Here is a 22,930-nt window from a genome sequence, read left to right as displayed (position 1 = left end):
ATTCTCATAAATATAAAGAAAAAAGCAGCCTGCTTGGCTGCTTTTGTTTACTTTATCGAAAACCCTTCAAATAATTGACCTCCAAACGGTTCTAAAATGGAGTCTGCAAGTTCGACGACCTGATTTTTTTCTCCATTTTTATAATAGTTGTCAAAGGCTTGAACAAAACAGTTTGCAAAGTGTGGATCAAATTTGGTTAATTCCCTGAACATCCATTTTGAATTTCCAATCCAATGTTTATTTGTCCTTAGCACAAACTCATGTAAAAGATCAGCCAAGGCATTTGCAATAAAGAGTTCTTCAGCTCTTTTTGTTGAGCCGATGAAATCATCAAGTGTATCTGTAATAATATAGCGCTTCATTTCAATCTCTTTTTCTGTCCACAATTCAGGCCCATTTTCGATTATGACTGCTGCTTCCTCTCTGATCGCTGGCAATATTTCGCTGTCCTTGAGAACTATTCCTTCAGATACCATCCTTGGCAAGCTTGGTCTTGCCCTTTTAGCATCATTTTCGAAAAATATTTTATACGAATGGAGATTATGGACAAAAACCTCTACTGGCCAGCCAAATGTTCTTAATGATTCCCTGTAAGGTGACTTCACTTTACAATCAAAAATCACTATATCTAAATCTGAGGTTGGTGTTGCTTCCCCCCTGACTACACTGCCTGCAAGCAGTGCGGCATCACATAATGGGAAACGATCTTTAATAAATCTCTTTGCAGCCTCGATAGGTGCCGGTATGATTTGCGTATCCATGCTTCTTTCCCCTCTAATCCCACATTAAATAATTCATTATCTTAAAAATCCACCTTCTGAATGAAGAATTTGACCAGTAATCCAATCAGCCTCTTTACTTGCCAGGAATTTAACCAGTTTTGCTGCGTCCTCAGCCTTTCCTACTCGCCCAAATGGAAACCTCAGCAACAGTGCTTTTTTTGTCTCTTCATCCATCCATCCTGTGTCGGTTGGGCCTGGATTGACAGCATTTACGGTTATGCCCCTTGAAGCCAATTCCGCCGATAAAGTTATCGTCAATGCATCGATTGCTCCTTTTGTTGTGGCATATGCAAGCTCTCCTGGCATGGGACCTTTAAATTGTCCCGATGTCATGTTTATAATTCTTCCGCCAGTACCTTTGTTAAACTTCCTTGCAAATTCAATGCTCAAGAGTGTTGTGGCCCGAATGTTGACTAAATAATGCCGGTCCAATTCTGCTGGTGTCAGATTGGTAAAGTCATTGCTCGTAGAATAGGCCGCATTGTTCACCAAAACATCCGCGTGTCGCCCAACTAAAGTAAGTGATTCAATAAGCTTTTGTGGTGAGTCCTCCTTGGTCAAATCCAATTCCATACAGAAAGATTTCACACCCATCTTGTCAAGTTCATCTTTTAGTTCCTGTGGTTCTTCATTCAGCATACCCCAGGGCATTTCTTTGTCATATTCAGTCCAATAAGTAAAAAATATATCAAAGCCTGCAGCTGCCAGCTCGCGACATATTGCAGCACCAATACCCTTCAATCGGCTGGCGCCAGTAACAATTGCGACTTTATTCTCTCTCAAGCTATTACCTCACCTTCAAAAAAACAGATTGTTATCTTAATTATTATAAAACTGCCATACTTTGTCGATACGAAAATAAGGATTGAGCAAACTGAACAATATGATAAGTAGCCTGGATGCATTCGATTGAACAGGACATTGTTGAAGGTGATTATTTTTGGAAAAGGATGAATGTTTCATATAAAGAAGCGAGTGGTATTTTACTAAAAAGAACAGACATGAAAAGGAGGATATTTTGAATGCCTTTTTCTATAAGATATCTGGCTATTCCCCTCAGTTTGACTATCCTGATCGGGTCAGGCTGCAGCAGTGAAGATGCAGAGCAAAGTGCAAAACAAATAGAAGAAGAAACAAAAAACGCAGCTGCAGTAACAGGTGAAAAAACAAAAGAAGCAGCGGAGAAAATTAAACAGGAAACACCAGTAATCATCCAGAATATGAAGGATACTTATAAAAAAAGCGAGCAAGAAGTTAAAGACAGTACTCTTCAAAAAGGTGATAACGCAATCGTCCAAACGGATGCGTATCTGGCGCTGACTCCAGAAGCTTATGACGAATTATATAAATTGATAGAGGTAAACGACGTTGATGGTGTTGATAAAATCGTGAGTGAAAATCAGGTGAAAGAAATTAAACAAGATAGTGAAGTTGAAATCCTTGAAAGAGACATACGCCGTACGAAGGTAAAAATGAAAGAATCTAGTGATGAAGGATATCTGCCTACTTCTTTGTTAGAACCCGTAAAATAATAGAGGATCAGAAAACCCAGAATGTAATATTCTGGGTTTTTTGGGTTAATCTACAAAAACATAACAACTACAGTCTAGTTATGCTGCTCCTTTGCCGTAAAACTGCTGGGCATCACAACAGCAACAACCTCTCCCCTTGCGCAAAGCATATCTCCTGCAAATACCTCTGTTTCTACTTTAAATTTCTTAGGGTGGATTTCCTGTACAGTGCCAATTGCTTTCAAAACAGTACCATGCGGAGTCGGTTTCAGGAAATCAACGTGTAAAGAAGCAGTTACAAATCTAGGCGGTTCCGCTGAATCCCCTGGCTCATGTCCATTCTTCCTGTGCAGTGCCAGAGCCGCTGAGCCAGTTCCGTGGCAGTCTACCAGTGACCCAATCAGCCCTCCGTAAACATAGCCTGGCAATGCCATATGCTCTGGTTTTGGAGCGTAAATCGTCATCGTTTTGTCTTCAAGCCAGCCGGTTCGAAAGTGATGTCCATGTTCATTCATTCTGCCGCAGCCATAGCACCATGCAAAGTCTTCAGGATAATCATCTTGTATTGCTATCAACACTTTCTCTTCCAAATTCATTCCCCCTCTTTCAGTATCCCAATCTTTAGTAATTCTTCTTACGATGGCAGAATCCTTTAAAATTCGTAAAGTTTCAGCAATAAATGAACTCATGTTATGATTGATCTATATACTTTTACGAGGTGATAGGATGAAGTACAGAAGGTTAGGAAAAACGGATTTGGACATATCGGTCGTTGGGATTGGTACGTGGCAGTATGGAGGTGAATGGGGAAAGGAATTTACTCAATATGAGGTCGATGCCATCTTAAATAAAGGCAGCGAAACCGGAATCAATTTCATTGATACTGCAGAGTGCTATGGAGATCACCTATCTGAATCACTGATTGGGGACTATCTTAGCCGGAGCAAGCGTGAAGAATGGATTGTGGCTACGAAATTCGGTCACCATTTTCACAATAATTTTGACCGGACTAGACATTGGAGTGCAAGCGATGTACTCTCTCAGCTAGACGCATCATTAAAATCCTTACAAACGGAATACATAGACCTTTATCAGGCCCATTCCTGTACTGATGAAGAATTTAACAACGATGAGCTCTGGACGATGCTTGATAAGCAGGTACAGGCAGGGAAAATACGTCACCTTGGAATCTCCCTCAGGTCGAATGAAGAAAGCTACCAAACAGATCACGCATCTAATGTAAATGTGGGAGCTATTCAAGTTGTTTATAATCGGCTCGATCGAAAGCCTGAGGATAAGATTTTTCCTTCTAGCGAAAGGCAAAATCTTGGAGTGCTTGCACGGGTCCCGCTTGCCAGCGGTTATTTGAGCGGTAAGTACAAGCCAGGTGCCGTTTTTAGAAGTGACGATGTTCGTTCAAAGCATGATTTTGAAGAAACAGCGAGTCTTTTAAAGCAAGTTGAAGAAATAAGCCGGACGGAAGTACCCCATGAAATACCGATGGCTACCTGGGCGTTAGCTTGGTGCTTGAAACATTCTGCCGTAACAGCCGTAATTCCAGGGTGTAAATCTCCTGAGCAGGTTGAATTGAATGCGAAAGCAGCCGAACTGGCAAATGATGACCATCCGCAAAATACAAGAAAATAACAAACCTAGCCTCAGTAACAAATACTGGGGCTAAGTTATTTTATACCTTTATTCAAAAGACAGGCGGTACACCAAAAAACGCTCATTCGGATTCTGGTCAGGCAGATTATATTCTTTTACCATCGTAAAAGGGCTCTGTGTTTCCAGATAGTAAATATAATCCTCTGATGGGTAGTATAAGATAATATCTACTTCCCTGCTGTTTTCCTCGATAGAAAGCAAGATGTTTTTAACCACACTCATAAAAATTTGTACCGAAAAAGGATTGAAAAAATAAAAGCGATTTTCTGATGGCCTGATTTTATATTCCTCAGCCAGACTGCAAACAAAATGAATTTTTTCTTCTCTGTTTCTGTGATACTTCAAATACCGATCTTTATTTTCAATTGCTTTGTAATAAAAAGCCTCATTCATTTCGATTCCAATTACATTGGTGTTAAAAAGGTAATTAAGAAAGAAGTTTAACCTTCCCTTACCGCATCCAAAATCGACAATTGTGTCATTTGCATTGAGATGAAAATCCTTGAAGAAAGATTCCAATGCGGCATAAGGTGTTGGTTCATATTTGTGGTAATGCAGAGACGTATTAAAACCTTTCTGATCTCCAGTCGTTCTGACATTCAGTATCTTATCAAAATGTTGTTCTAACATAAAAAAACTCCTATCAATGGTTAGGTAGGATAGCCTCTACCGACCTCTTAAAAACTATACCACATAAACAATTTGGTAGTTGCTGCAGCTTAACTCCTATGCTGCCTCAGCGCTTTCTGTCTTTAGCGGCATGTAATTATTCATCTGGGAATCCATGCATTTTCGTCGTTTATTTTCCATCCTATATCTTTCTGAAACTCTTTTATTATGTTTGAAAGTCTTTCCTTTCTACATCCCATTAGGTAAAATTATCCCTATTATGTTAGTAATATTACTATAAACTCTTTATTACTGCATGATAGATAAATCAATAAAGGAACATTAAAAAGCTAGAGTTACATAGAGTGTGTGTGCGGGGGTTTGGGGATGTCATTAAACAATATAGAAGGAAAAAGAGCCATTGTCATTGGTGGAAGCATTGCTGGGAAGCTATCAGCAAGGGTATTATCTGAGTTTTTTGAAGAAGTGATTGTATTAGAAAAAGATCAAAAAATCGACAGTAATACCTTACGCAAAGGAGTGCCACAAGGATCTCAGGGACATGTCTTACTAAAGGGCGGAGAAGAAATACTTGAAGAATTATTTCCGGGGATTATTGATGAAATGGTTAAGGAAGGATCAACTGTTTCTGATTTTGCGCAAGATTTACTATGGTTTCATCATGGTTGGAAGAAAAAAAGGTTTCATTCTGGGTTGTCAATTATCCAGCAAAGCCGCCCCTTTCTCGAAGGTCATATTCAAAAAAGCTTGGAGAAAATTCCAAACATTGATTTTCGGTATGGATGTAAAGTAAAAAAGCTTCTTCTAAATGAAAAGAAAGAAATTAGTGGGCTAACTGTAGAAAAACATGATGGCAAGCAATGGGATCTTCCTGGTGATCTAGTAATAGATGCATCAGGTGCTGCTTCTTTAACGTCCAATTGGCTGGAACAGTTGGGCTTTAATAAGCCAAAGAAAACAGAAGTAAACATTGATTTATTTTACGCGAGCATGATTTTTGGGAAACTTGGGGTTGGAGCAAATAACTGGCATAGCCTTCTCATCTATCCAAATCCTCCAAAGCAGAGCAGCGGCGGTACTATTTCGCCAATTGAAGGAGGTCGCCACTTAGTTACTCTCTTAGGCTATGGAGTTGAATCGTTGCCTAGTGACCATTCAGCATTTTTGCAGTACGCTAAAAATCTTGATCAACCTGATTTATATGAAGCCATAAAAACCGCTGTTCCCGAATCAAGTATTCAGATTTATCGTTTCCCTGCTTTACGCAGGTACCATTATCATAAATTGAAGCAATTCCCTGCTGGTTTGCTTGTGATGGGAGATTCTTTTTGCAGAATCGATCCTGTTTTTGCGCAAGGCATGAGCATTGCAGCCATGGAAGCAGTAATATTGAGAAAGATGCTCAAGACATACAAGACAAAGGAAAAATTAACGAAAGATTTCCATCGTAAAATCAGCAAGATCATTGAGGTCCCATGGCTGATTGCTTTGACTGAAGATTTTAGGTTCCGACATACATCCGGTGAAAAACCAATCGGACTTTCCGTACTTCAAAAGTATGTTAAAAATGTTGTGCTGGCATGTTCACATAATGAAAAAATATATAGACAGTTCATGAATGTCCTACACTTAAAGGCTCATCCTGTAAGTTTATTTAAACCTTCAATTCTTTACAGTGTTATACCTTTTCTGAATAAAAAGAACAACTGACAACAACAGACACCGTTACCAATACGGCGGTGTCTGTTTAATAACCTCAGAACCCTGTAAAAATTCTTAGAATATTAAGGGATCAAGGAGAATAAAGTAAAAAAATGAACGTTTTCCCAAGTCGATATGTATCCATTTGTCTAAAAGTGTGTTAGGGTTAAGAGAACACATGAATCTAGGGTTTACAGACTTTTCTTAGTCACCCCCTGTTTAGGGAAGGAGAATAAGAATGGAAAAGATTAATGTTTTCTTGGATGATTATCGTAAACCGCCAGAAGGATACGTATTGGCAGAAACAATAGATGAATGTTTGTCCCTATTGAAGAATTTTGAAATCGAACACCTCTCTTTGGATCACGACTTGGTTAGCCCAAGCAGAAATGGTTTACTGCTGGTTAAAATCATGGTTGATGAGAAGCTCTTTGCAAATCGCATTACCATTCATTCAGCCAATTCGGTTGGTGGAAAAGCAATGTACAATTGGTTTAAAGATGCTCAGCATCATTCAGATATGCCCCTTTCCATAAATATTACTTTACGGCCGCTGCCCCTCCATTCATTTACTTCACGAATGCTTTTAAACTACAAATAATTATAAATTAAGATTAATCCCTCCGTCCTTTTACGCTCCCTTGGATAATTACATTTAAGTTTCTATTTGTTTTTTAAAGGATTCACCCTTCCGGATATCGAATTGATACAAAAAACGTGGAGGGCTAAAAATGAAAAATAAGGTGAACGAAACTGAAATTCATCATGAATACAAGGATGAAATTAAAAAAATGCTGCAGGAAGATTCGTACGCGAAATCACTGGGCATAAAACTAGTGGACCTTGGTGAAGGCTCAGCGTTGGCAGAATTGTCAGTGAAGGACAATATGCTTAATATGCATGGAACACTTCATGGAGCTGTTACCTTTGCCCTGGCTGATTTTGTGTTTCAGGCTGCCTGTAACTCTTATGGAAGAATCTCTGTGGGACTTACAACAACAGTAAATTATATGGCAGCTGGTAAATTAGGTTCTGTAGTTACCGCCTCGGCCACTGAAGAAAAAAAGAACTACCGAACAGCCTGGTACAAAGTCCATGTGGAGAGCAATGGAGAATTAATCGCTACGATGGAAGCCGTCGCTTACCGCAAGGAGAGTTATTTTGTGCCAGTAGAGAATGGAAGTAGCAAAAAGGACCAATAAACAATTGGTCCTTTTTTTTATTCGAATAAGTATTTAAAAATAGCAGGTACTCGTTCACGCCATGCCAGCTCATTATGGACAGCACCTTCGGCAATGACAAATTTAATATCTTTAACTTTCTCTTTCAGTAAGGAATATACTGATTCACTCGATTCGATATACCGTAGGCTGTCGATTGAACCTGAGGATTCATTTGTTTCGACATCAAGATAAAATTTTTCTATGGATGATAAATTACTATCCTTTATCAGCTGTTCAATTTCCTCCTGTGTGAACCAATAAGCTGAAGAAACTGATACAACTTTTTTAAATATATTTGGATATTTACACGCCGCGTATGTAGAAATCAAGCCACCCATTGAGCTGCCAGCCATCGAGGATTCATTAGGAATTGTCCTGTACTTTTCGTCAATGAAGGGTTTCAGCTCATTTACTATGTATTCGACATACTGCTTCCCTTCTCCGCCGATCCCATCTAATTCAGGTGCGAAAATGTTCCGCATTTCAGAGCTTGACCATGGAGAATATTCATCAAGCCTTTTATACCCATCATTACAATCAATACCGACAACAATGATTTCTATATCACTTTTATCAAGATAATCAGAAATACCCCATGACATACCGTAGCTTGCATCTTCATCTTTATATAAGTTTTGACCATCATGCATATAAAGCACGGGATAATTCTTTTCTTTATTTTCATCGTATTTCTTTGGCAGGTAAACCCTTACCATTCTTTTTCTATCCAATGTAGATATATTTACTTCGAAATGCTCAAACATGAAGTACCTCCTATTTCCTTTATTGATTTGGTAAAAATATTCTAACTTAACGCTTTATTAACAGCACCAAGAGCATGAATCAGTGTAGTATCAAATAATGGTACATCAACATCTTCTTGTTTAATTAACAAACCAATTTCGGTACAGCCTAGGATAATCCCTTCTGCCCCTTCGGCGACTAATTTTTGTATGACCTCCTTAAAGTATTCTCTAGATGATTGAACGGTTTTTCCAAGACATAATTCATTGAAAATGATTTGATTGATTGTCAACCTTTCCTCTTCATCAGGAATGAGAATGTCTATATTTTGGTCTTTAATCCTTGATGTATAAAAATCCTCCTCCATCGTATATTTAGTGCCAAGCAGCCCAACCTTTTTCAAGCCTTGATTTAGGATTTCATCAGCAGTTTCGTCAGCAATATGCAGAATAGGGAGTGACGTTTTCTTTTGAATCACGTCGATTACTTTATGCATGGTATTTGTACAGATTACAATAAAATCAGCTCCTGCATGTTCAAGACCTACAGCCGCTTCCCCAAGGATTTCACCAGCCTGATCCCACCTGTTCTGTGACTGGCATCTTTCAATTTCTTCAAAATTCATGCTATACAATATGCACTTAGCAGAATGAAGCCCGCCAAGCCTTTTTTTTATTTCCTCATTAATAATCCGGTAATATTCAACGGAAGATTCCCAGCTCATTCCGCCTATCAATCCAATGGTCTTCATACATTGATCCATCCTTCAAAAAAGATTTATTTACAAGATTTCGCTACGATTACGCGATAATCCTCTTGAAATTAATACTCTTATTCGGAAATCTTCTTTACAGAAATTGGACTCTAGTTAATAATTAACAAAAATACTCTTTTATAGGAGATAGGCGTGTGGAAGCATTTTTAACATTTAGGAAAAAGCTATTTCATAATTATCTATTTGGCTCAACACTTGCTGTTCTGGGAGTTGGAGGAGTTTTTATTTTCTTTACTCTAACACTATCAATAACAGAATTCTATTATATGGGAATCATTTTATTGAGTTCTTTTATATCAATGGCATTAATTGAATACCGAGCCTTCTCCAAAGATATAAAACCAATTTCACAAGTATTCGAACATGATCAAAAAGATCTGGCAAGTCTAAAGCTTGCCTTTGGAAAACTGCATCTTTTTCCAATTATGACCTTCAGACGGATTATGGGACCTCATCTCTTTGGTTTATCAATTCCGGCGGTTTTATTGAGCATCCTCTTTATTCGTTACAATCTTTTGCATATACCGTATATTTATATTTTCTTCGCAGTCATTGGTGCAGTCCTTGTTGCAGGAATGCATGCAATCATTGAATTCTTCCTGACGATAAAAGCAATCCAGCCATTGCTGAGCGAAATGGCTGCTATATCTAAGAAACAATATAACAAATCCCTCTCCCAAGAAGGAAAACTGGTCATGTCAATAAAGCGAAAATTCCAGTTGAGTTTTCTCTATATCACTGTTTTTCCTATTCTATTGTTTGGGCTTGCAACTCAGGTGAAGCTGGATATTTTGGCAGAGTCAGCCCAAAATTACTGGAGTTGGGCATTTTTTATCATCCTATTAGGTTTGGTTTTTGCTTATTTCGGAGCAAAGCTATTATTTTTAGATGTCCACCAGCCAATCGTACAGTTGCAAGAATCGATGAAAAAAATACAACAGGGCCACTTAACAATGACACAGGATCTGTATTCAGATGAATTTGCTGGACTAGTCAACGGTTTCAATCATATGGTACAGGCGATCAAGGATCGGGATGAACAGAAGCAATTAATGTTTGAGAGTTTCCTTGAGAGCTTGTCTGCGGTATTGGATGCAAGAGACCCCTATACTGCTGGACATTCTACAAGAGTAACGGCATACGCACTGGCAATAGGAAAACAGTACGGGCTTTCGGAAAATAATCTATCACTTTTGAAGAAATCAGCCATCCTCCATGATATAGGCAAGATAGGCATCCCTGATGGTATACTTCTTAAAGACGGAAAACTTACAGACGATGAATTCGCCAAAATAAAAAAACATCCTGAAATAGGTGCTTATATTATAAAGCAAGTACAAGGGTTCTCAGAGATGGACCTGGTGATTGAAGGTGTGATGTATCATCACGAACGTTACGATGGGTTAGGGTATCCAATGGGACTAGCCTTCGATGCGATTCCGCTGTTTGGGAGGATAATAGCAGTTGCTGATGCATTTGATGCGATGACCTCTGACCGGCCCTATCGAACAGGCATGTCCTTTGATAAAGCTCTGGGAATTATTGAAGAAGGCAAAGGCGTCCAATGGGATCCTGTGTTTTCAAGATTATTTATAGATTTGATGCGTGAAGGAGTCTTTGAAGAAAAGCCTGTCTCTCATGCCCAATTTCAAGAATATATTGAACATATTAATTAGATTATCATTAACAATAAAGTTTACGTGAAAAGAGCAATAGGTTATAACTATTGCTCTTTCATTTTTACCCTAGACATTGTTCTTATCTCTGTGAACACTCTGAACATATGAATCCTTTATATTGGAGATCACTCATCTTTTGTACAGAAGTACTCGAAAATCTCGGGAATTCTCTGTCTAAAATATAAATAATGATGTTCAGCATCTGCGAATAGATTGAATTTAACGCGAATATCTTTTTTTCTAAAAATTTCATATATTGCATGGTTTGAATTCACAAATTCCTTGCTTATCAGTTTGTCAGTTTTGGCTTCATTCGTGCCGCAGTCTATGTAAAATTTTTTAAGCTGCGACAAATCTGCCTCTTCTAATAGCTTTTCAATTTCCTCTTGATTCCGGAAAAATGCTGACGATAATACCGCTACGTTCTGAAAAATATTTGGATAAACACACGCTGCATATGTGGAGATAAGTCCCCCTAGCGAAATGCCTGCCATGCTGTTCTGGTCTTTTAAGGTCCGGTATTTTTTGTCTATGAAGGGCTTAAGTTCATTCACAATAAAATCTATATACTGCTTGCCTTTTCCTCCAGTCGGGTCGATCCGGCCAACAATTCTCTTGCTATACTGACCATTTTTCCATGGACAATACTCATTCATTCGTTCTTCGCTATTTTGATCGATTGCCACAACAATCAGCTTAATTTCGTTTTCAGATAAAAATTCTTCAAGCTGAAGTGAATGGCCCCCTATCGCATCGTCATCGTTAAAAACATTTTGGCCATCGTGCATATATAGAACTGGATATCTTGTAGTTTGATTTATGTAATTTTCAGGAAGATAAACTCTGATCATTCTATCTTCATTAAAGGAAGTCATTTTCATCTGGAATTTTTCAAGCATATAGTCTGCTCCTTTTCCTGCAATACCGCTTTATTCGATCTCACGGAAATTTTTGAATGGAAAGTAGACAAATTCACTTTTGCCGATAATGCTGCTCTGCTCGATGTAACCAAGCCCATTTCTGCTGTCCATGCTGTGTAAGCGATTGTCTCCCATGACAAAAAGATTGCCGTCTGGTACTGTAAGTGGCCCAAAGTCCCCCGTCAGTCTTAACCCGCTGATATTAGCAATTTTTCGGTTTTTTGTCAGATAAGTTTCTTTAAAGGCTTTTCCGTTAATAAACAGTTCATCATTTTTCATCTCAATTTTGTCCCCAGGAAATCCAATGACTCTTTTGACATAGTTTTCTTTCGAACCTTTAATGATCACGATGTCACCCCGTTTAAGATCACTAACGGAATTGTATTTATTTACAAAGATTTTTTCGTGATCATGCAAGGTTGGTTCCATCGAAGCTCCCTCAACTATGTATGGTGCAAATATAAAGGTTCTTACCAAAAAGGCGATGAGTGCAGCAAATACCAAAGATGTTATCCAAGATTTTAATTCATTTTTTGTATTTGTTTTATCCATTTTAATTCCTCCTTAATTTTAACTAATAATTTTAATCAATTAGAAGTCTTTGAAAGTCTCAAAGTCCCTTATAAAATATATTCGTATCTTTTTAATCACTCTCCTGCTATTTCTATTAAAATGACACGAAAAGATAAACATAATGGTAAAATATGTGGTTAAGGAGTGAGGAATCATGAAATTTTATATTGCATCTAGTTTTAAAAATAGTGAAATGGTCAAGGTAATGGCAGCTCAGCTTAAAATGGAGGGTTTTTCTCATACATACGATTGGACGATAAATGATCGTGCAGATTCTATGGAATTACTGGCTTCCATTGGTGAAAGTGAGTTAAGTGCTGTGAGAAAATCAGACTTTTTGGTGATTTTGCTGCCTGGTGGAAAAGGAAGCCATATTGAAATGGGAATTGCTCTTGGCCTTGGGAAAAGAGTATATTTATATTCGCTCAATAATGATATATACGAGTTTGATAAGACAAGTACTTTTTATCATGTTGCAGGGGTCACTAAGTTTGTCGGTGATATTGATTCTTTCATGCCATTTTTAGTGCAGCAGGAAACCACCAGCTTTTAACTGATTATACATACAGCAGCCATTAGGACCAGGATTAATAGATTCATCCATACAGAAAGTTTAAGCAAGAAAATTGCCCATGTTTTACCTTTAAGTGTGTAAACAAAAATGATGATAGAAAAAACGAAATTGGCAGCTAACCTTAGATGGGAAGTATTTCCCCAGAATAAACCAAATATGAATGATAGTGAAGCTGCTGCACAAAAAATAATGATATACGCTTTATAAATCTTTTCTTTCCGTTCGCGTTCATGCTGGAATTCATACAATGCTGTCTACCTCTTTTGCTGATTATATTCAAAGAGTGTCAAACGATAAAATATATGCACTAACGGTCACTGCAATAATAATCAGAATGGAGTCAAACAAGAAACTAACATCCTTGAGCAATACAGTTACGCCAATTGATAACCACATCAGACTGAGACTCAGTATTTTATTCTTGCGGGAGATCCCTTTTTTCTCACGAAAATCCTTTATGTAAGCACCAAGCCATTTATTTTTTATTAATTTTTGATAAAGCTTCTCTGATGATTTTACATAGCAAGCAGCACCGAGCAGCATAAGTGGAGTGGTTGGCAGGAGAGGAACTACAATCCCGATTACTCCCAGTCCTATGGAAAGAGTACCGATCGTGATTAATAAAGCTTTTACTGCAACATTCATGAGTACCTCCCTGCCATTCGAAAAAAATTCTACTGTATGTATTTTATCATTATTGTGTCAGGTGTGCTTTAGACATCAGGTCAATTGGTATGCCAGCTTCTATATAACTCCTGACAAGCTTCCAGCCAAAATCATAAGCAAAGGTTTGGAAAAATAAATTGCCTGTTTCTAATGTCTGGCCACCGATGACAAGCTGTGCTGAAAGAATCGACATTACTTCATGATCGCGTAATGATATCCTTGATACTTCCTTCAAGTCCCACTTTGCTTTATTTTCAATAACGAATTTAAAACCCTGTTCCCATCCCCTGATTGATTCATCATAGCCAAAATCGAAAACTTTTCCCCCTGCAATCTCCCTGGCTTGATATTCCGGAGAAATAGTCCCTTTCAGTTCTGCTAGATTAGAAGTTTTCCATAATTCGAGATAGTGTTCATAAAACCGGTTAAATGATAATTCCATCTTTCACACCCCTTATAAAAGCAATGACAAAATTATCCTATATCCAACAGTCATTTTCAATATCTCCTTAATGAAAATGTAAATGAAAAGGCTGCTGCTCGATAGAGCAACAGCCTATATAATCGTAATATTGTGTCTTGTATAATAATTTCCATATCTATAATAAAATTCAATTTCAGCATCTTGGCCTTGTATTGAAAAAATATATTTCGTTTTAACTGGTGCACAATTCTTCTGGTATTCAATACCTTCATTTTCTGCAAATTCCTCTAAAAATGCCTCTAGCTCTTTCTTTCTAATCGTATTTGACTGTTGCATTTCCGAATTGATTAGCTGTTTTTCCTTAATGAAATTATCTATACATTTAATCAAATTATTTTTGCACATGTCCATTATTATGCTGAATCATTCCTTTATCATTTATTTTCTGAAAAATGGCAATAAAAAAAGTCAGAAAAGGAGTATTGTCATATCCTTTTCTGACTTATGTCTGGTACTTTGCCCATTCACTGTTATCAGAAATATTTATATAAAATTTTATTTAAGTTAAAACTTAAGTAAGATTAAGAGTTTTAATCTTTACCCTATAGTGTATCATAACATCAGCTGCCTGTTTAAGCAAGTAAATCTTATCTTCTTTTATGGTTTAAGAATGAATAAAGAATAACTTTTATCCTGATCAAAATTCCAGTCAACAAATCGATCAATGATTTGGGCAGATAGCAATTTCTCAAAATTAGCTTTATGCTCATCCATTAATCTTTTTTCAAGGTTTCTCTTGGCAATTTTAAGGGTTTCCGGAAATCCTATTTGAATTAGTTCTTTTTCAATGCTAACGAGGATTCCTTCTCTGATAATAACCAATGTTCGATCATTAAGGAGACGTGATGAGACCATTTGAGGCGGTTTTTCCGCTTCTATACTTACATTTATGATTTCCTTATGAACTAAATCCTTGTTTGAAAAAGTTTCATCTTTAAATTTTGGATCCGTTTCAAGAATAAGCAAAAACATCCCGGTTTTACCATCAAGATTCCAGTCGTAATAAAATTCTTTGACCTTTTCTTTTGTATTTGTTTCTATAAAGTCTCTAATTTCTGTTTCTAATGTTTCCATCATTAAATCTCTTGTCTTTTGGACATAAACACTTTGCCTGTTCCCGATCAATGATTTTTCCATAGGTGATAAAAAGTTTGTAATATATACGGTGACAAATGGCCTGGAAAAAGTACAAAATACATTCCCGGGTCCACGACCGAAATTTTCACGCAGCAAACGGCCAATATAGCCACTTATTTCTTTTTCTAATAGTGGGATTTCCATAAAGTACCTCGCTATACATTATACTCCTCTTTATTTTCCCTTTTTTTATTGGATAAAACCAAACAACTCTTATATACGCTTTGACTTATCTTCATTTTTTATGTAGATAAATTTTATGCAATTACCCTAACTCATAAACTCGATCGGCCAAGTAAAGATTATATTTAAGTGAGAAGAGATACCTAATGGAGGAAGATATAATCGTTTAATTAGATTTAGAATCTGTTAAACAAGGCTATTGATTCCCTTCTAGGCGTTTCGCTTTCCGCTAGCTTGACTCTGAGCCCGCAGGACACTTAATAGCTTCCTCTAATCTGCCCAAGCACGATTGAAATGCATTAGCATTTTCGGAGGAGTCTTCGCACCTTTCACTCCAATAAACAGGGTATTTAAATTCAACAATCAGCTTGAGAGCCTAGACATAAAAAAACACCTTTTTAAAAAGGTGTTACAAACGGTAGATAAATCCTGAAAACAAGGTTGTCGTCACCATTGTTTTATTTCATAAAAGAAATAAAGACCATTCAGTGAAATAACAACACGATGAATGGTCTTTATTAAGGGTTTTAAACCATGCAGTTGAAAAAGGAGTCTTCGCGTCTTCCATTCAAATTAAGGAATCTCAAAAAAATATCGAAAAACTGCAACTTTGACGAAAAACTAAATCTTCATTGGTAAAAGAATGTTTTTTCTAACGGGGTTACTTCATCATGACAACTGCTTGCATTCCTTCGTCAATCAGATGTTTTAATTGATCATTTACGTCAATGCTTGCAAGTCCTCCATGGTAGCTTACTGCATTTTCAACATCGTAAGCCAAATATTTCTCCAGTGAATGGACAGCTTGTTCGATATCAGGAGTAACATGTGCAATCGGTCCTCTCAGCTTACCATTAAAGCAAAACATCGAATCAGCTGCTATCATTGTTTTGCTAACCTTATGGTAAAGGCTGATATGCCCAGGAGTGTGCCCAGGGGTATGAATCACTTGTATGCCACCGCAGAAAGGAAGTTCATCACCATCATTTAAAGCTTTCGTAATCGTTGCTTTTGGCGGATTTAAATATATTTGTTTCATCGGATCCGGTAATGCTTCCCACTCTTCAGCTGATATCTTGGAAGGATCAGTCTTCAGTAATGGTTTTTCTCCTTCTATATAGGGAATATCAAGCTGATGTGCGTATACATCAATTTTTAATTCATTTAAAATCAAGTCAATATTTCCAATGTGATCTATGTCCTGGTGTGTAAGAATGATGGCTGTCAAGCTCTCGAACGGCATGCCAACACGATCAAGTTCTTTTTTTATTTCACCTATTTGCCCGGGCAGGCCGGTATCTATCAATATGGCAGACTGGCCATCCCGTAGCAAGGTTGGATTAAATACACCGTCATCCCCGAAAGCCTTTAGGCTTAAATTTAGCATTTCCACACCCTCAGCAATTCTCACTTATACTCCCCCTTTTTAATCAGATATATTAAATTCTCTTTTTTGCTGTAAAAACCTTTTGAACTGTAAAAAATTACATTTAATAGTCGATAATCAAAATATAAGGATTTGTCTAACACGAGAGAGAGGTCGATTGAATGGAAGCTGCGAAAGAAAATCTCTTAATGACAATTGAGTCTTATAGACAGGAAATGATTAAACTCGGCGTTGCAAGTGGTTTTAATAGCCCGGAAACGATTAATATCAGCCAAATGCTCGATCAGTTAATTATCAAATACCAGCAGATGCAAGTGCAACTGCTTCACTGAAATACAATAATAGGTCGCTTTAACAAGCGACCTATTTTCTTAGAGCCTATTTTTTTATAAATGGTTTTGCTTCGATGACAGTTAATTGTCAATTAGCTCAGAATTCTTTGGATGATAACGGCAAAAAGAACTTAACTCCTTTTTTATTAAAGGGCAGCACCTTCATATCGGCAATTAAGTGGCTGGCATAGGCTAACATGCATGTGGCGAAAACCCCTTCCAACCCAATTGATTCCTGGAACTTTGTCGCTATTGCAGCGAAATATAGAGTTCCAACAATAGAGTGTGTGTAGCTGCGATGAGGCACAAAGGATGCAATGATGATATAGATACCCAGCAAAACTAGCCAGCTTTCCTGCATTGAAATTCCTCCTGCGAGAACACCTACACCTGTTACTGTAAGCATCCTCCTTTGTGTTAAAAAGGATGACAAAACGATCATACCCGTCCCAATGCATATTCCAAGCCATTTTTCTGAACTGCCGCCTTCAAAGAAACTATAAAGAATCATTAAAAAACCGATTAACTGCGCGACCAACCTGATCATTTTATGTGATAAGGTGATCTTATTACTTAACTTTCCATCTACGTCCACATCAGGCAGTAAACCTGCTATTCCTCCCACCACTACTAAAAACAAGGTTGCTGGCGGATCGCTTTGTAATGTGTTTGCTGTTATAAATCCAGCTGCGGCTCCTAGAGCTGTATGTATTGTTCCGTTCAAATTCTCCACCTATGCTTTCGTTTTAAAATATCATTATAATTATATTTTACTATAATGATAGCGCCAATCCCATTAGGCCTATTTCTAAAAGTGAAAGCAATTAATCCCTTTCAAAAATTCCCTGTGTTAACTCAGCTATTGCTATCCTTTATATTTAACATGGTTTAAGAATCAACATGGACTTTCACAATGATTAAATGAAATCATCATAATCCATTTTCCATTGAAACTCTGCAAGTGAAATCGATTTTTTGCTAGTAAATCTTATTCCTTCTGCTTCAAGCATCATCTTTTGTGTGAAGAACATTTCATCATCATCAAACCCGATTTCTCCTTTTGAATTAATGACTCTATGCCAAGGAAGATGATATTTTTCAGACATTGAATGGAGGATGCGCACTACCTGCCTGGCTGCCCTGGGACTCCCTGCTGCCCTTGCAATCTGTCCATATGTCATCACCTTGCCTGATGGAATGCTTTGAATCACTTTAATTACCTTTTCAGTAAAACTCGTCATATTTCCACTCCCTTAATTTATTTAGATTACCATAAAAAAACCTGGCTAGTAATGTTTATACCGAGCCAGGCAGCTTGCTTTTGTTTTCTAATGATTTGAATTTCTTAATGATTGCCCTGCATATCAACCCTAATGACCAGTAGATTGGGAATGAGTATATGTGTTTCCAGGTAAGTTCTTTATAGATATGAAGCAATTCCATTGAAGGCTCTGCTACAAATGCGAGAAACAAGGAAAGGATCCCTGTGGCAATGATGAATTTTTTTAAGGAAGAGCTATACCTTTGGTACACCAGCATAAAAGGGATGATAACAACTCCAACGTCATACGGATATAACTGTGGGTTAATATAAGGTGTTAATCGGACTGGGTAAGTCCAAACCATTGCGTTGCTTCCAATAGAGTCCAAAAAAATGGCTGAAACCCCGTAAAATAAACCAAATGCAGTATTTTCGATCACTTTCTTTTTATCGACAACCATCCACCAAATCAGTGCAGGAACTATCGAAAGAATGACCAGAAACCACCATCTTGCAGTTAAGAAATTTTTCTCGTGCCAGTAGCTTCTTAATATTTCATGATAATTCCGTTCTGCTTTCATTAACTCTTCTAGTGAGACGGTAGATAAGACATTTGTTTTGTGCAGGAGAAACTGTCCAATAATCTCCAATGTGGAAGAAAGCATTAAATCACACCCTTTGTATATAGAGTGTGATTTTTTTGTTTGTAATATGTAGTTGCCTTAATTTTGTTTCTTTAGCTCTTTAAAAATTCTCATTAACTGTTGTGGCTCGTTGTCAGTTACATAAGAATAAAGGCCTCTGGTTGTATGCAGATAAAGAAACCCTTTAGCATCTGAGATATTTCTGAAGGATATGTCTAATATGTCTCTTAATTGAAAATGCTCGGAGGCTGTCGTTATTCTGTCATCATATATTCTGATCACTTCTTTGTTTTCTTCATATTTTTGTTCATTGCCTTCGATTTTTCTATGCACCGTTAAATATATTTGTGAGCATAGCAAATGACTCACCCCTTTCCATCCAGTGAGGTTCGAACTTTGTTGATTATTATTTTACACATGTTGATTAAGAATACCTAATATATTTAACAATGATAACAAGTCTAATTATCGAAGGGGGCTGCTTTTTGAAATGCATCGGTGAATTGCTGGATCAGGAAAAGTACGGTCTCGAGTGGAACATAGCTGTTTTGGAAAATAAAGAAGCGATCATGAATGTTTTTGGATTGAAAAATGAAAAATGGCTGAATGTCTGGAATATTGATTCCCGTATTTTGACCCTGTTTTATAAATCTTTTGAAGCCCCGTATGATTGGTACATCGTGGTGTATGACTATCAAGCTTTCTGTGCTGATCAAGAAATAAAAGAAGCGATCATCTGGCATGAAATTGGACATATCAAATACCCTGTATATGAAAATCAACTGAGCATTGATAGTGAAATCCAATGCGACGGCCTTGCGATCAAAAAAGGGCATAAAGATGGAATGCGCAAGGTCCTTGAACTTACTCTAAATATGGCTCATTCCTTAAATCATGACTTGCTCACCAAAATAACAACGGAACGGCACTTAAAGCTGCTAGGGTGAAGCACAATCAAATAAAAGTGATGATGAAGGGAAATATATCATAAAAATTCCTTTTCACCTGCTGCAACTTTTAAATCAATTACAATAACAAAAGCACCAGCCATATTAATATTGGCTGGTGCTTTGTATCAACCTGTATTCCTTAAACCAGCAGCCACTCCGCTTATGGTTAACAAAACCTGCATGAGAAGTTCATCGTCTGGATCTTCAACATTACGAAGTTCCTTGATTAATTCAACCTGAAGGAAGTTAAGTGGATCTACATAAGGATTTCGTCGGTGGACAGAATCCTTGATGTTTGGTGTATGGTCAAGAAGTTCTTCATCATCAGTAATCATAAGCAAAACATTCTTCGTTCTTTCGAATTCCTCGACAATGTTGCCAAAAATTCTATCCGCTATTCCCTTGTCTTCTACAAGTGAAGAATACTCCTTAGCAGTCGTTATATCCGCTTTCATCAACGCCATTTGCAGATTGTCAACCGTGCTCCTGAAGAAGGGCCATTCCTCATACATTTCCTGCAGAAGCTGAATATTTTCAGGGCTTTTTACAGCAAAGGTTTCCAACCCTGTTCCTGCTGCATACCACGCTGGGAATAACTGCCTGCTTTGTGTCCAGGCGAATACCCACGGAATCGCACGAAGATTTTCAAATTTGCTGCTATTTTTCCTGCTCATCGGTCGTGAGCCAATATTCAACTCACTTAACTCTTGTAATGGTGTCGCCTGATTAAAGTAGGTGATAAAATCTGGATCCTCAAAAACAAGTGATTGATACTTCTTTAAGGAAACAGCAGAAATCTCTTCAATTGCATCCACCCATCTATGATCGCGCAAATGACCTTGCTCTGATTCATTCAGAACATTGGCAGCTGCTTTCATCATGGTTGAGGTAGCCTGCTCAAGGCTCCGGTAAGCAATATCTTTAAGAAGGTAGCGCGAAGAAAGCACCTCTCCCTGCTCAGTGATTTTAACCCCCTGGCCCAGGGTCTCTACCGGTTGTGAAAGAAGGCTTCGGTTTAATGGCCCGCCCCCACGTCCCAAAGATCCCCCTCTACCATGGAAGAATTTCAGGCCGATTTGATATTTTTCCGCCATCTCATTAATTTCAAGCTGAGCCTTATAAAGCTTCCAGTTAGCAGTCAATGTTCCGCCATCCTTACTTCCATCCGAGTAACCCAGCATGATTTCCTGCTGATCATTCATTTTTCTCAAATGGTCACGGTATACAGGCATATTGAAAAGGATCTCCATGATTTTTGGACCTGCAGTCAAATCATCAATTGTTTCAAGCAAAGGTGCTACATTCAAGTCAGTTTCAAATGTACCGTCCGCATGAAGCCTGTAAATGCCTGCTTCCTTTGCCAGTACTAGTACTTCAAGCAGATCACTTGCCGATTGGGTCATGCTTACAAGGTATACTGTGATCGAGCGTTTTCCAAATTCATTATGTGCTCGTTTGATCATTTCGAAAACCTTAAGCATTTCCTGTGTTTCGCTTGAATAATCCTCATGCAGCAACAGCAACGGCCGCGGGTCGGCTAAAACTTTCTCTAAAAGATCCAGTTTCTTCTCTTCAGATAAGGATGGATAATCCTTACAGATTCCAACCTTCCGCAGGATTTCCGCAATTGCATTTTCGTGTTCACCACTATGGTTACGGATATCAAGCGTAGCAAGGTGGAAACCAAAAAGCTGTACCTGGCTTATAAACTTTTGCAAGGTTTTCAGCTCATGGTGGGCAGGATGATGAAGATAGATGCTTCGCTTAATGATCATAAGGTCTTCTAGCATTTCTTCTGCAGTATTATAGCCTATATCAGATTTCCCTGCTTGTCGGAGCCTTTCTAGAATGACAGCAAATTTCCTGCGATACATTTCACCATCAATTGTCCACTTTTGATCCTCGTTCAAGTATTTCTCTTCGTCCTGTATAACGGATTGCTTTAATTCATCACTTACAGCTGCTCGGGTTGTAGACTGGCTGAAGCGTTTCATTAAATCAACTAGAACGGACTTGTATTTTTTTAGTACAAGTCTCCTTTGTCGCTCTAATGTCTCCCATGTGACTTCAGGTGTGACGTTTGGATTGCCATCCCTGTCGCCGCCAATCCATGAGCCAAATCGCAGAAAGTGCGGAACTTCCCACTCGTGCTCAGCATAATGTGCTTTTAGACTTGTTTCAACCTCCTGATGGATTTCAGGTAAAACATCGAAAAGTGTTTGATCAAAATAATATAGACCATTTCTTACTTCATCGATTACAGTAGGCTTTCGATCACGCAATTCATCTGTTTGCCAGAGGACAGAAACTTCGTTAAACAAGCTTTCCTCAATCTTTTCTCGTTCTCTTTTTGACAGGATTGGGTTATCCAGGCTTTTCAAAATGTCAGCAATCCTTTTTTGTATTTCCAATATGGAACGCTTTGTAGCTTCTGTCGGATGCGCAGTAATAATCAATTCCAAAGAAATCGTATTAAGTACATCCTGGATAATGTCAGAGGTTATTTGGTTTTCTTTTAATGAAAGGATTGCTGCTTCGATGGAGCCTGGCTGGGCACTAATTTCTGATTTCATTAAATAGTCACGGCGCCGACGTATGCGGTGATTTTGTTCAGCTGCATTTATTAAGTGGAAATAGACTGAAAAGGCGCGGATTATATTTGTACGCATAGGAACAGATAATTTAGAGATTTCATCTTTCAATGCTGTATAAGTTTCGCTGTCATTGTCAGTCCTTAGCGTTTTACACATAGCTCTAATCTTCTCTACTTTTTCAAACAATTCAACTCCACCATGGTAAACAAGAATGTCCCCAAGGATGTTTCCAAGCATTTTTACGTCTTTACGCAATGGCAAACTGCTGTCGTTCACTTCGATTCCTGATGTCATTGTGTCACCTTCCTAAGACTAGTGGGAATTTTTTAAATATTAATATAACATAAAAATGCAAACAATGTGAAATATTATGCATATTTCTTTTTTAAGGTGTTTACCTTTTTAAAAATACCCTTTTTCAATGAAACTAATCTAACCTTCTCAATAAGTGTACGAATAAACGCTTCAATTATCCAAATTATGCTTTTAAAAATGTCAATTATTTTTCGAAG

27 protein-coding genes are annotated in these 22,930 nt (G+C 37.8%); 9 read left to right on the top strand and 18 right to left on the bottom strand.

Annotated elements, in window-relative coordinates:
* Positions 1-47 precede the first annotated feature (47 nt).
* Together AABM38_RS13125 and AABM38_RS13120 are read right to left on the bottom strand one after the other, a co-directional pair.
* Positions 48-761 carry a nucleotidyltransferase domain-containing protein gene (locus tag AABM38_RS13125; RefSeq protein ID WP_423406838.1) on the bottom strand — a complete coding sequence of 238 codons (714 nt, stop codon included), beginning with the start codon at positions 759-761 and terminating at the stop codon, positions 48-50.
* A 36-nt stretch (positions 762-797) separates the two neighbouring features.
* Positions 798-1,565, bottom strand: a complete 768-nt coding sequence (locus tag AABM38_RS13120; RefSeq protein WP_423406837.1) for an SDR family oxidoreductase — start codon at positions 1,563-1,565, stop codon at positions 798-800.
* Positions 1,566-1,804: 239 nt separating this feature from the next.
* Here AABM38_RS13120 and AABM38_RS13115 point away from each other — a divergent pair, with 239 nt between their 5' ends.
* Positions 1,805-2,314, top strand: coding sequence for a hypothetical protein (locus AABM38_RS13115; protein WP_423406836.1), 510 nt, complete (start codon positions 1,805-1,807; stop codon positions 2,312-2,314).
* A gap of 74 nt (positions 2,315-2,388) precedes the next feature.
* Here the strand turns inward: AABM38_RS13115 and AABM38_RS13110 are convergent, their stop codons facing one another.
* Positions 2,389-2,883 carry a PaaI family thioesterase gene (locus AABM38_RS13110; RefSeq protein ID WP_423406835.1) on the bottom strand — a complete coding sequence of 165 codons (495 nt, stop codon included), beginning with the start codon at positions 2,881-2,883 and terminating at the stop codon, positions 2,389-2,391.
* Between the two features lie 136 nt (positions 2,884-3,019).
* Between AABM38_RS13110 and AABM38_RS13105 the strand changes: the two genes are divergently transcribed.
* Positions 3,020-3,940: an aldo/keto reductase gene (locus AABM38_RS13105; protein WP_423406834.1), complete on the top strand. Its 921-nt coding sequence runs from the start codon at positions 3,020-3,022 to the stop codon at positions 3,938-3,940.
* A gap of 48 nt (positions 3,941-3,988) precedes the next feature.
* Here AABM38_RS13105 and AABM38_RS13100 read toward each other — a convergent pair whose 3' ends face one another.
* Positions 3,989-4,591: a methyltransferase gene (locus AABM38_RS13100; RefSeq protein ID WP_423406833.1), complete on the bottom strand. Its 603-nt coding sequence runs from the start codon at positions 4,589-4,591 to the stop codon at positions 3,989-3,991.
* 366 nt (positions 4,592-4,957) lie between these two features.
* On the opposite strand from AABM38_RS13100, the gene AABM38_RS13095 reads away from it, so the two are divergent.
* The 3 genes from AABM38_RS13095 (at position 4,958) to AABM38_RS13085 (ending at position 7,494) form a co-directional block, all read left to right on the top strand.
* On the top strand, positions 4,958-6,301 hold the full coding sequence (locus AABM38_RS13095; protein WP_423406832.1) for an FAD-dependent oxidoreductase: 1,344 nt from the start codon (positions 4,958-4,960) through the stop codon (positions 6,299-6,301).
* A gap of 229 nt (positions 6,302-6,530) precedes the next feature.
* Entirely contained in the window at positions 6,531-6,893 is a 363-nt protein-coding gene (locus AABM38_RS13090) for a cyclic-phosphate processing receiver domain-containing protein (protein WP_423406831.1), read from the top strand.
* A 130-nt stretch (positions 6,894-7,023) separates the two neighbouring features.
* A complete protein-coding gene (locus AABM38_RS13085) occupies positions 7,024-7,494 on the top strand; it encodes a PaaI family thioesterase (protein WP_423406830.1) in 471 nt (156 codons plus the stop codon).
* A gap of 17 nt (positions 7,495-7,511) precedes the next feature.
* Here AABM38_RS13085 and AABM38_RS13080 read toward each other — a convergent pair whose 3' ends face one another.
* Both AABM38_RS13080 and AABM38_RS13075 read right to left on the bottom strand, forming a co-directional pair.
* Positions 7,512-8,279 (bottom strand): alpha/beta hydrolase, encoded by a 768-nt coding sequence (locus AABM38_RS13080; protein WP_423406829.1) that lies wholly within the window; start codon positions 8,277-8,279, stop codon positions 7,512-7,514.
* A 41-nt stretch (positions 8,280-8,320) separates the two neighbouring features.
* On the bottom strand, positions 8,321-9,010 hold the full coding sequence (locus AABM38_RS13075) for an aspartate/glutamate racemase family protein (protein WP_423406828.1): 690 nt from the start codon (positions 9,008-9,010) through the stop codon (positions 8,321-8,323).
* 158 nt (positions 9,011-9,168) lie between these two features.
* Between AABM38_RS13075 and AABM38_RS13070 the strand changes: the two genes are divergently transcribed.
* On the top strand, positions 9,169-10,710 hold the full coding sequence (locus AABM38_RS13070; protein WP_423406827.1) for an HD domain-containing phosphohydrolase: 1,542 nt from the start codon (positions 9,169-9,171) through the stop codon (positions 10,708-10,710).
* Positions 10,711-10,838: 128 nt separating this feature from the next.
* On the opposite strand, the gene AABM38_RS13065 is transcribed toward AABM38_RS13070, so the two are convergent.
* The gene (locus AABM38_RS13065) at positions 10,839-11,612 is read right to left on the bottom strand and encodes an alpha/beta hydrolase (RefSeq protein ID WP_423406826.1); all 774 of its coding nucleotides are present in this window, start codon (positions 11,610-11,612) and stop codon (positions 10,839-10,841) included.
* 30 nt (positions 11,613-11,642) lie between these two features.
* Positions 11,643-12,185 carry a signal peptidase I gene (gene lepB / locus AABM38_RS13060; protein WP_423406825.1) on the bottom strand — a complete coding sequence of 181 codons (543 nt, stop codon included), beginning with the start codon at positions 12,183-12,185 and terminating at the stop codon, positions 11,643-11,645.
* Positions 12,186-12,360: 175 nt separating this feature from the next.
* Here lepB and AABM38_RS13055 point away from each other — a divergent pair, with 175 nt between their 5' ends.
* On the top strand, positions 12,361-12,759 hold the full coding sequence (locus AABM38_RS13055) for a nucleoside 2-deoxyribosyltransferase (protein WP_423406824.1): 399 nt from the start codon (positions 12,361-12,363) through the stop codon (positions 12,757-12,759).
* On the opposite strand, the gene AABM38_RS13050 is transcribed toward AABM38_RS13055, so the two are convergent.
* The 5 genes from AABM38_RS13050 to AABM38_RS13030 form a co-directional block, all read right to left on the bottom strand.
* Positions 12,756-13,028 carry a hypothetical protein gene (locus AABM38_RS13050; RefSeq protein ID WP_423406823.1) on the bottom strand — a complete coding sequence of 91 codons (273 nt, stop codon included), beginning with the start codon at positions 13,026-13,028 and terminating at the stop codon, positions 12,756-12,758. The two genes, AABM38_RS13055 and AABM38_RS13050, sit on opposite strands and share 4 nt — an antisense overlap.
* A gap of 28 nt (positions 13,029-13,056) precedes the next feature.
* Positions 13,057-13,425 carry a YbaN family protein gene (locus AABM38_RS13045; protein WP_423406822.1) on the bottom strand — a complete coding sequence of 123 codons (369 nt, stop codon included), beginning with the start codon at positions 13,423-13,425 and terminating at the stop codon, positions 13,057-13,059.
* A 49-nt stretch (positions 13,426-13,474) separates the two neighbouring features.
* Positions 13,475-13,888, bottom strand: coding sequence for a flavoprotein (locus tag AABM38_RS13040; RefSeq protein ID WP_423406821.1), 414 nt, complete (start codon positions 13,886-13,888; stop codon positions 13,475-13,477).
* A 639-nt stretch (positions 13,889-14,527) separates the two neighbouring features.
* The gene (locus AABM38_RS13035) at positions 14,528-15,211 is read right to left on the bottom strand and encodes a Na-translocating system protein MpsC family protein (RefSeq protein WP_423406820.1); all 684 of its coding nucleotides are present in this window, start codon (positions 15,209-15,211) and stop codon (positions 14,528-14,530) included.
* A gap of 700 nt (positions 15,212-15,911) precedes the next feature.
* Positions 15,912-16,661 (bottom strand): MBL fold metallo-hydrolase, encoded by a 750-nt coding sequence (locus AABM38_RS13030; RefSeq protein WP_423406819.1) that lies wholly within the window; start codon positions 16,659-16,661, stop codon positions 15,912-15,914.
* A 137-nt stretch (positions 16,662-16,798) separates the two neighbouring features.
* On the opposite strand from AABM38_RS13030, the gene AABM38_RS13025 reads away from it, so the two are divergent.
* Positions 16,799-16,969, top strand: coding sequence for a Spo0E family sporulation regulatory protein-aspartic acid phosphatase (locus tag AABM38_RS13025; protein WP_423406818.1), 171 nt, complete (start codon positions 16,799-16,801; stop codon positions 16,967-16,969).
* A 97-nt stretch (positions 16,970-17,066) separates the two neighbouring features.
* Here AABM38_RS13025 and AABM38_RS13020 read toward each other — a convergent pair whose 3' ends face one another.
* The 4 genes from AABM38_RS13020 to AABM38_RS13005 form a co-directional block, all read right to left on the bottom strand.
* Positions 17,067-17,702 (bottom strand): metal-dependent hydrolase, encoded by a 636-nt coding sequence (locus tag AABM38_RS13020; protein ID WP_423406817.1) that lies wholly within the window; start codon positions 17,700-17,702, stop codon positions 17,067-17,069.
* A gap of 184 nt (positions 17,703-17,886) precedes the next feature.
* Positions 17,887-18,210: an MGMT family protein gene (locus AABM38_RS13015; RefSeq protein ID WP_423406816.1), complete on the bottom strand. Its 324-nt coding sequence runs from the start codon at positions 18,208-18,210 to the stop codon at positions 17,887-17,889.
* Positions 18,211-18,265: 55 nt separating this feature from the next.
* On the bottom strand, positions 18,266-18,895 hold the full coding sequence (locus AABM38_RS13010; RefSeq protein WP_423406815.1) for a CBO0543 family protein: 630 nt from the start codon (positions 18,893-18,895) through the stop codon (positions 18,266-18,268).
* A 57-nt stretch (positions 18,896-18,952) separates the two neighbouring features.
* Positions 18,953-19,234, bottom strand: a complete 282-nt coding sequence (locus tag AABM38_RS13005) for a hypothetical protein (RefSeq protein ID WP_423406814.1) — start codon at positions 19,232-19,234, stop codon at positions 18,953-18,955.
* Positions 19,235-19,359: 125 nt separating this feature from the next.
* Here AABM38_RS13005 and AABM38_RS13000 point away from each other — a divergent pair, with 125 nt between their 5' ends.
* Entirely contained in the window at positions 19,360-19,821 is a 462-nt protein-coding gene (locus AABM38_RS13000; RefSeq protein ID WP_423406813.1) for a hypothetical protein, read from the top strand.
* Positions 19,822-19,949: 128 nt separating this feature from the next.
* Here the strand turns inward: AABM38_RS13000 and ppc are convergent, their stop codons facing one another.
* On the bottom strand, positions 19,950-22,712 hold the full coding sequence (gene ppc, locus AABM38_RS12995; RefSeq protein WP_423406812.1) for a phosphoenolpyruvate carboxylase: 2,763 nt from the start codon (positions 22,710-22,712) through the stop codon (positions 19,950-19,952).
* Between the last annotated feature and the right edge of the window lie 218 nt (positions 22,713-22,930).

This window comes from Heyndrickxia sp. MSNUG (assembly GCF_049532715.1).
Classification (GTDB): domain Bacteria; phylum Bacillota; class Bacilli; order Bacillales; family Cytobacillaceae; genus Mesobacillus.
The sequence above is the reverse complement of the archived record's forward strand: the minus strand, read 5'-3'. Positions and strand labels throughout refer to the sequence as shown.

Bases quoted from the DNA above. Each gene is read 5' to 3' on its own strand.
- AABM38_RS13055 (WP_423406824.1), top strand. From the start codon at position 12,361: ATGAAATTTTATATTGCATCTAGTTTTAAAAATAGTGAAATGGTCAAG.
- AABM38_RS13045 (WP_423406822.1), bottom strand. From the start codon at position 13,425: ATGAATGTTGCAGTAAAAGCTTTATTAATCACGATCGGTACTCTTTCC.
- AABM38_RS13015 (WP_423406816.1), bottom strand. From the start codon at position 18,210: ATGACGAGTTTTACTGAAAAGGTAATTAAAGTGATTCAAAGCATTCCA.
- ppc (WP_423406812.1), bottom strand. From the start codon at position 22,712: ATGACATCAGGAATCGAAGTGAACGACAGCAGTTTGCCATTGCGTAAA.
- AABM38_RS13075 (WP_423406828.1), bottom strand. From the start codon at position 9,010: ATGAAGACCATTGGATTGATAGGCGGAATGAGCTGGGAATCTTCCGTT.
- AABM38_RS13035 (WP_423406820.1), bottom strand. From the start codon at position 15,211: ATGGAAATCCCACTATTAGAAAAAGAAATAAGTGGCTATATTGGCCGT.
- AABM38_RS13040 (WP_423406821.1), bottom strand. From the start codon at position 13,888: ATGGAATTATCATTTAACCGGTTTTATGAACACTATCTCGAATTATGG.
- AABM38_RS13115 (WP_423406836.1), top strand. From the start codon at position 1,805: ATGCCTTTTTCTATAAGATATCTGGCTATTCCCCTCAGTTTGACTATC.
- AABM38_RS13025 (WP_423406818.1), top strand. From the start codon at position 16,799: ATGGAAGCTGCGAAAGAAAATCTCTTAATGACAATTGAGTCTTATAGA.
- AABM38_RS13125 (WP_423406838.1), bottom strand. From the start codon at position 761: ATGGATACGCAAATCATACCGGCACCTATCGAGGCTGCAAAGAGATTT.
- AABM38_RS13100 (WP_423406833.1), bottom strand. From the start codon at position 4,591: ATGTTAGAACAACATTTTGATAAGATACTGAATGTCAGAACGACTGGA.
- AABM38_RS13085 (WP_423406830.1), top strand. From the start codon at position 7,024: ATGAAAAATAAGGTGAACGAAACTGAAATTCATCATGAATACAAGGAT.
- AABM38_RS13105 (WP_423406834.1), top strand. From the start codon at position 3,020: ATGAAGTACAGAAGGTTAGGAAAAACGGATTTGGACATATCGGTCGTT.
- AABM38_RS13010 (WP_423406815.1), bottom strand. From the start codon at position 18,895: ATGCTTTCTTCCACATTGGAGATTATTGGACAGTTTCTCCTGCACAAA.
- lepB (WP_423406825.1), bottom strand. From the start codon at position 12,185: ATGGATAAAACAAATACAAAAAATGAATTAAAATCTTGGATAACATCT.
- AABM38_RS13095 (WP_423406832.1), top strand. From the start codon at position 4,958: ATGTCATTAAACAATATAGAAGGAAAAAGAGCCATTGTCATTGGTGGA.
- AABM38_RS13080 (WP_423406829.1), bottom strand. From the start codon at position 8,279: ATGTTTGAGCATTTCGAAGTAAATATATCTACATTGGATAGAAAAAGA.
- AABM38_RS13090 (WP_423406831.1), top strand. From the start codon at position 6,531: ATGGAAAAGATTAATGTTTTCTTGGATGATTATCGTAAACCGCCAGAA.
- AABM38_RS13065 (WP_423406826.1), bottom strand. From the start codon at position 11,612: ATGCTTGAAAAATTCCAGATGAAAATGACTTCCTTTAATGAAGATAGA.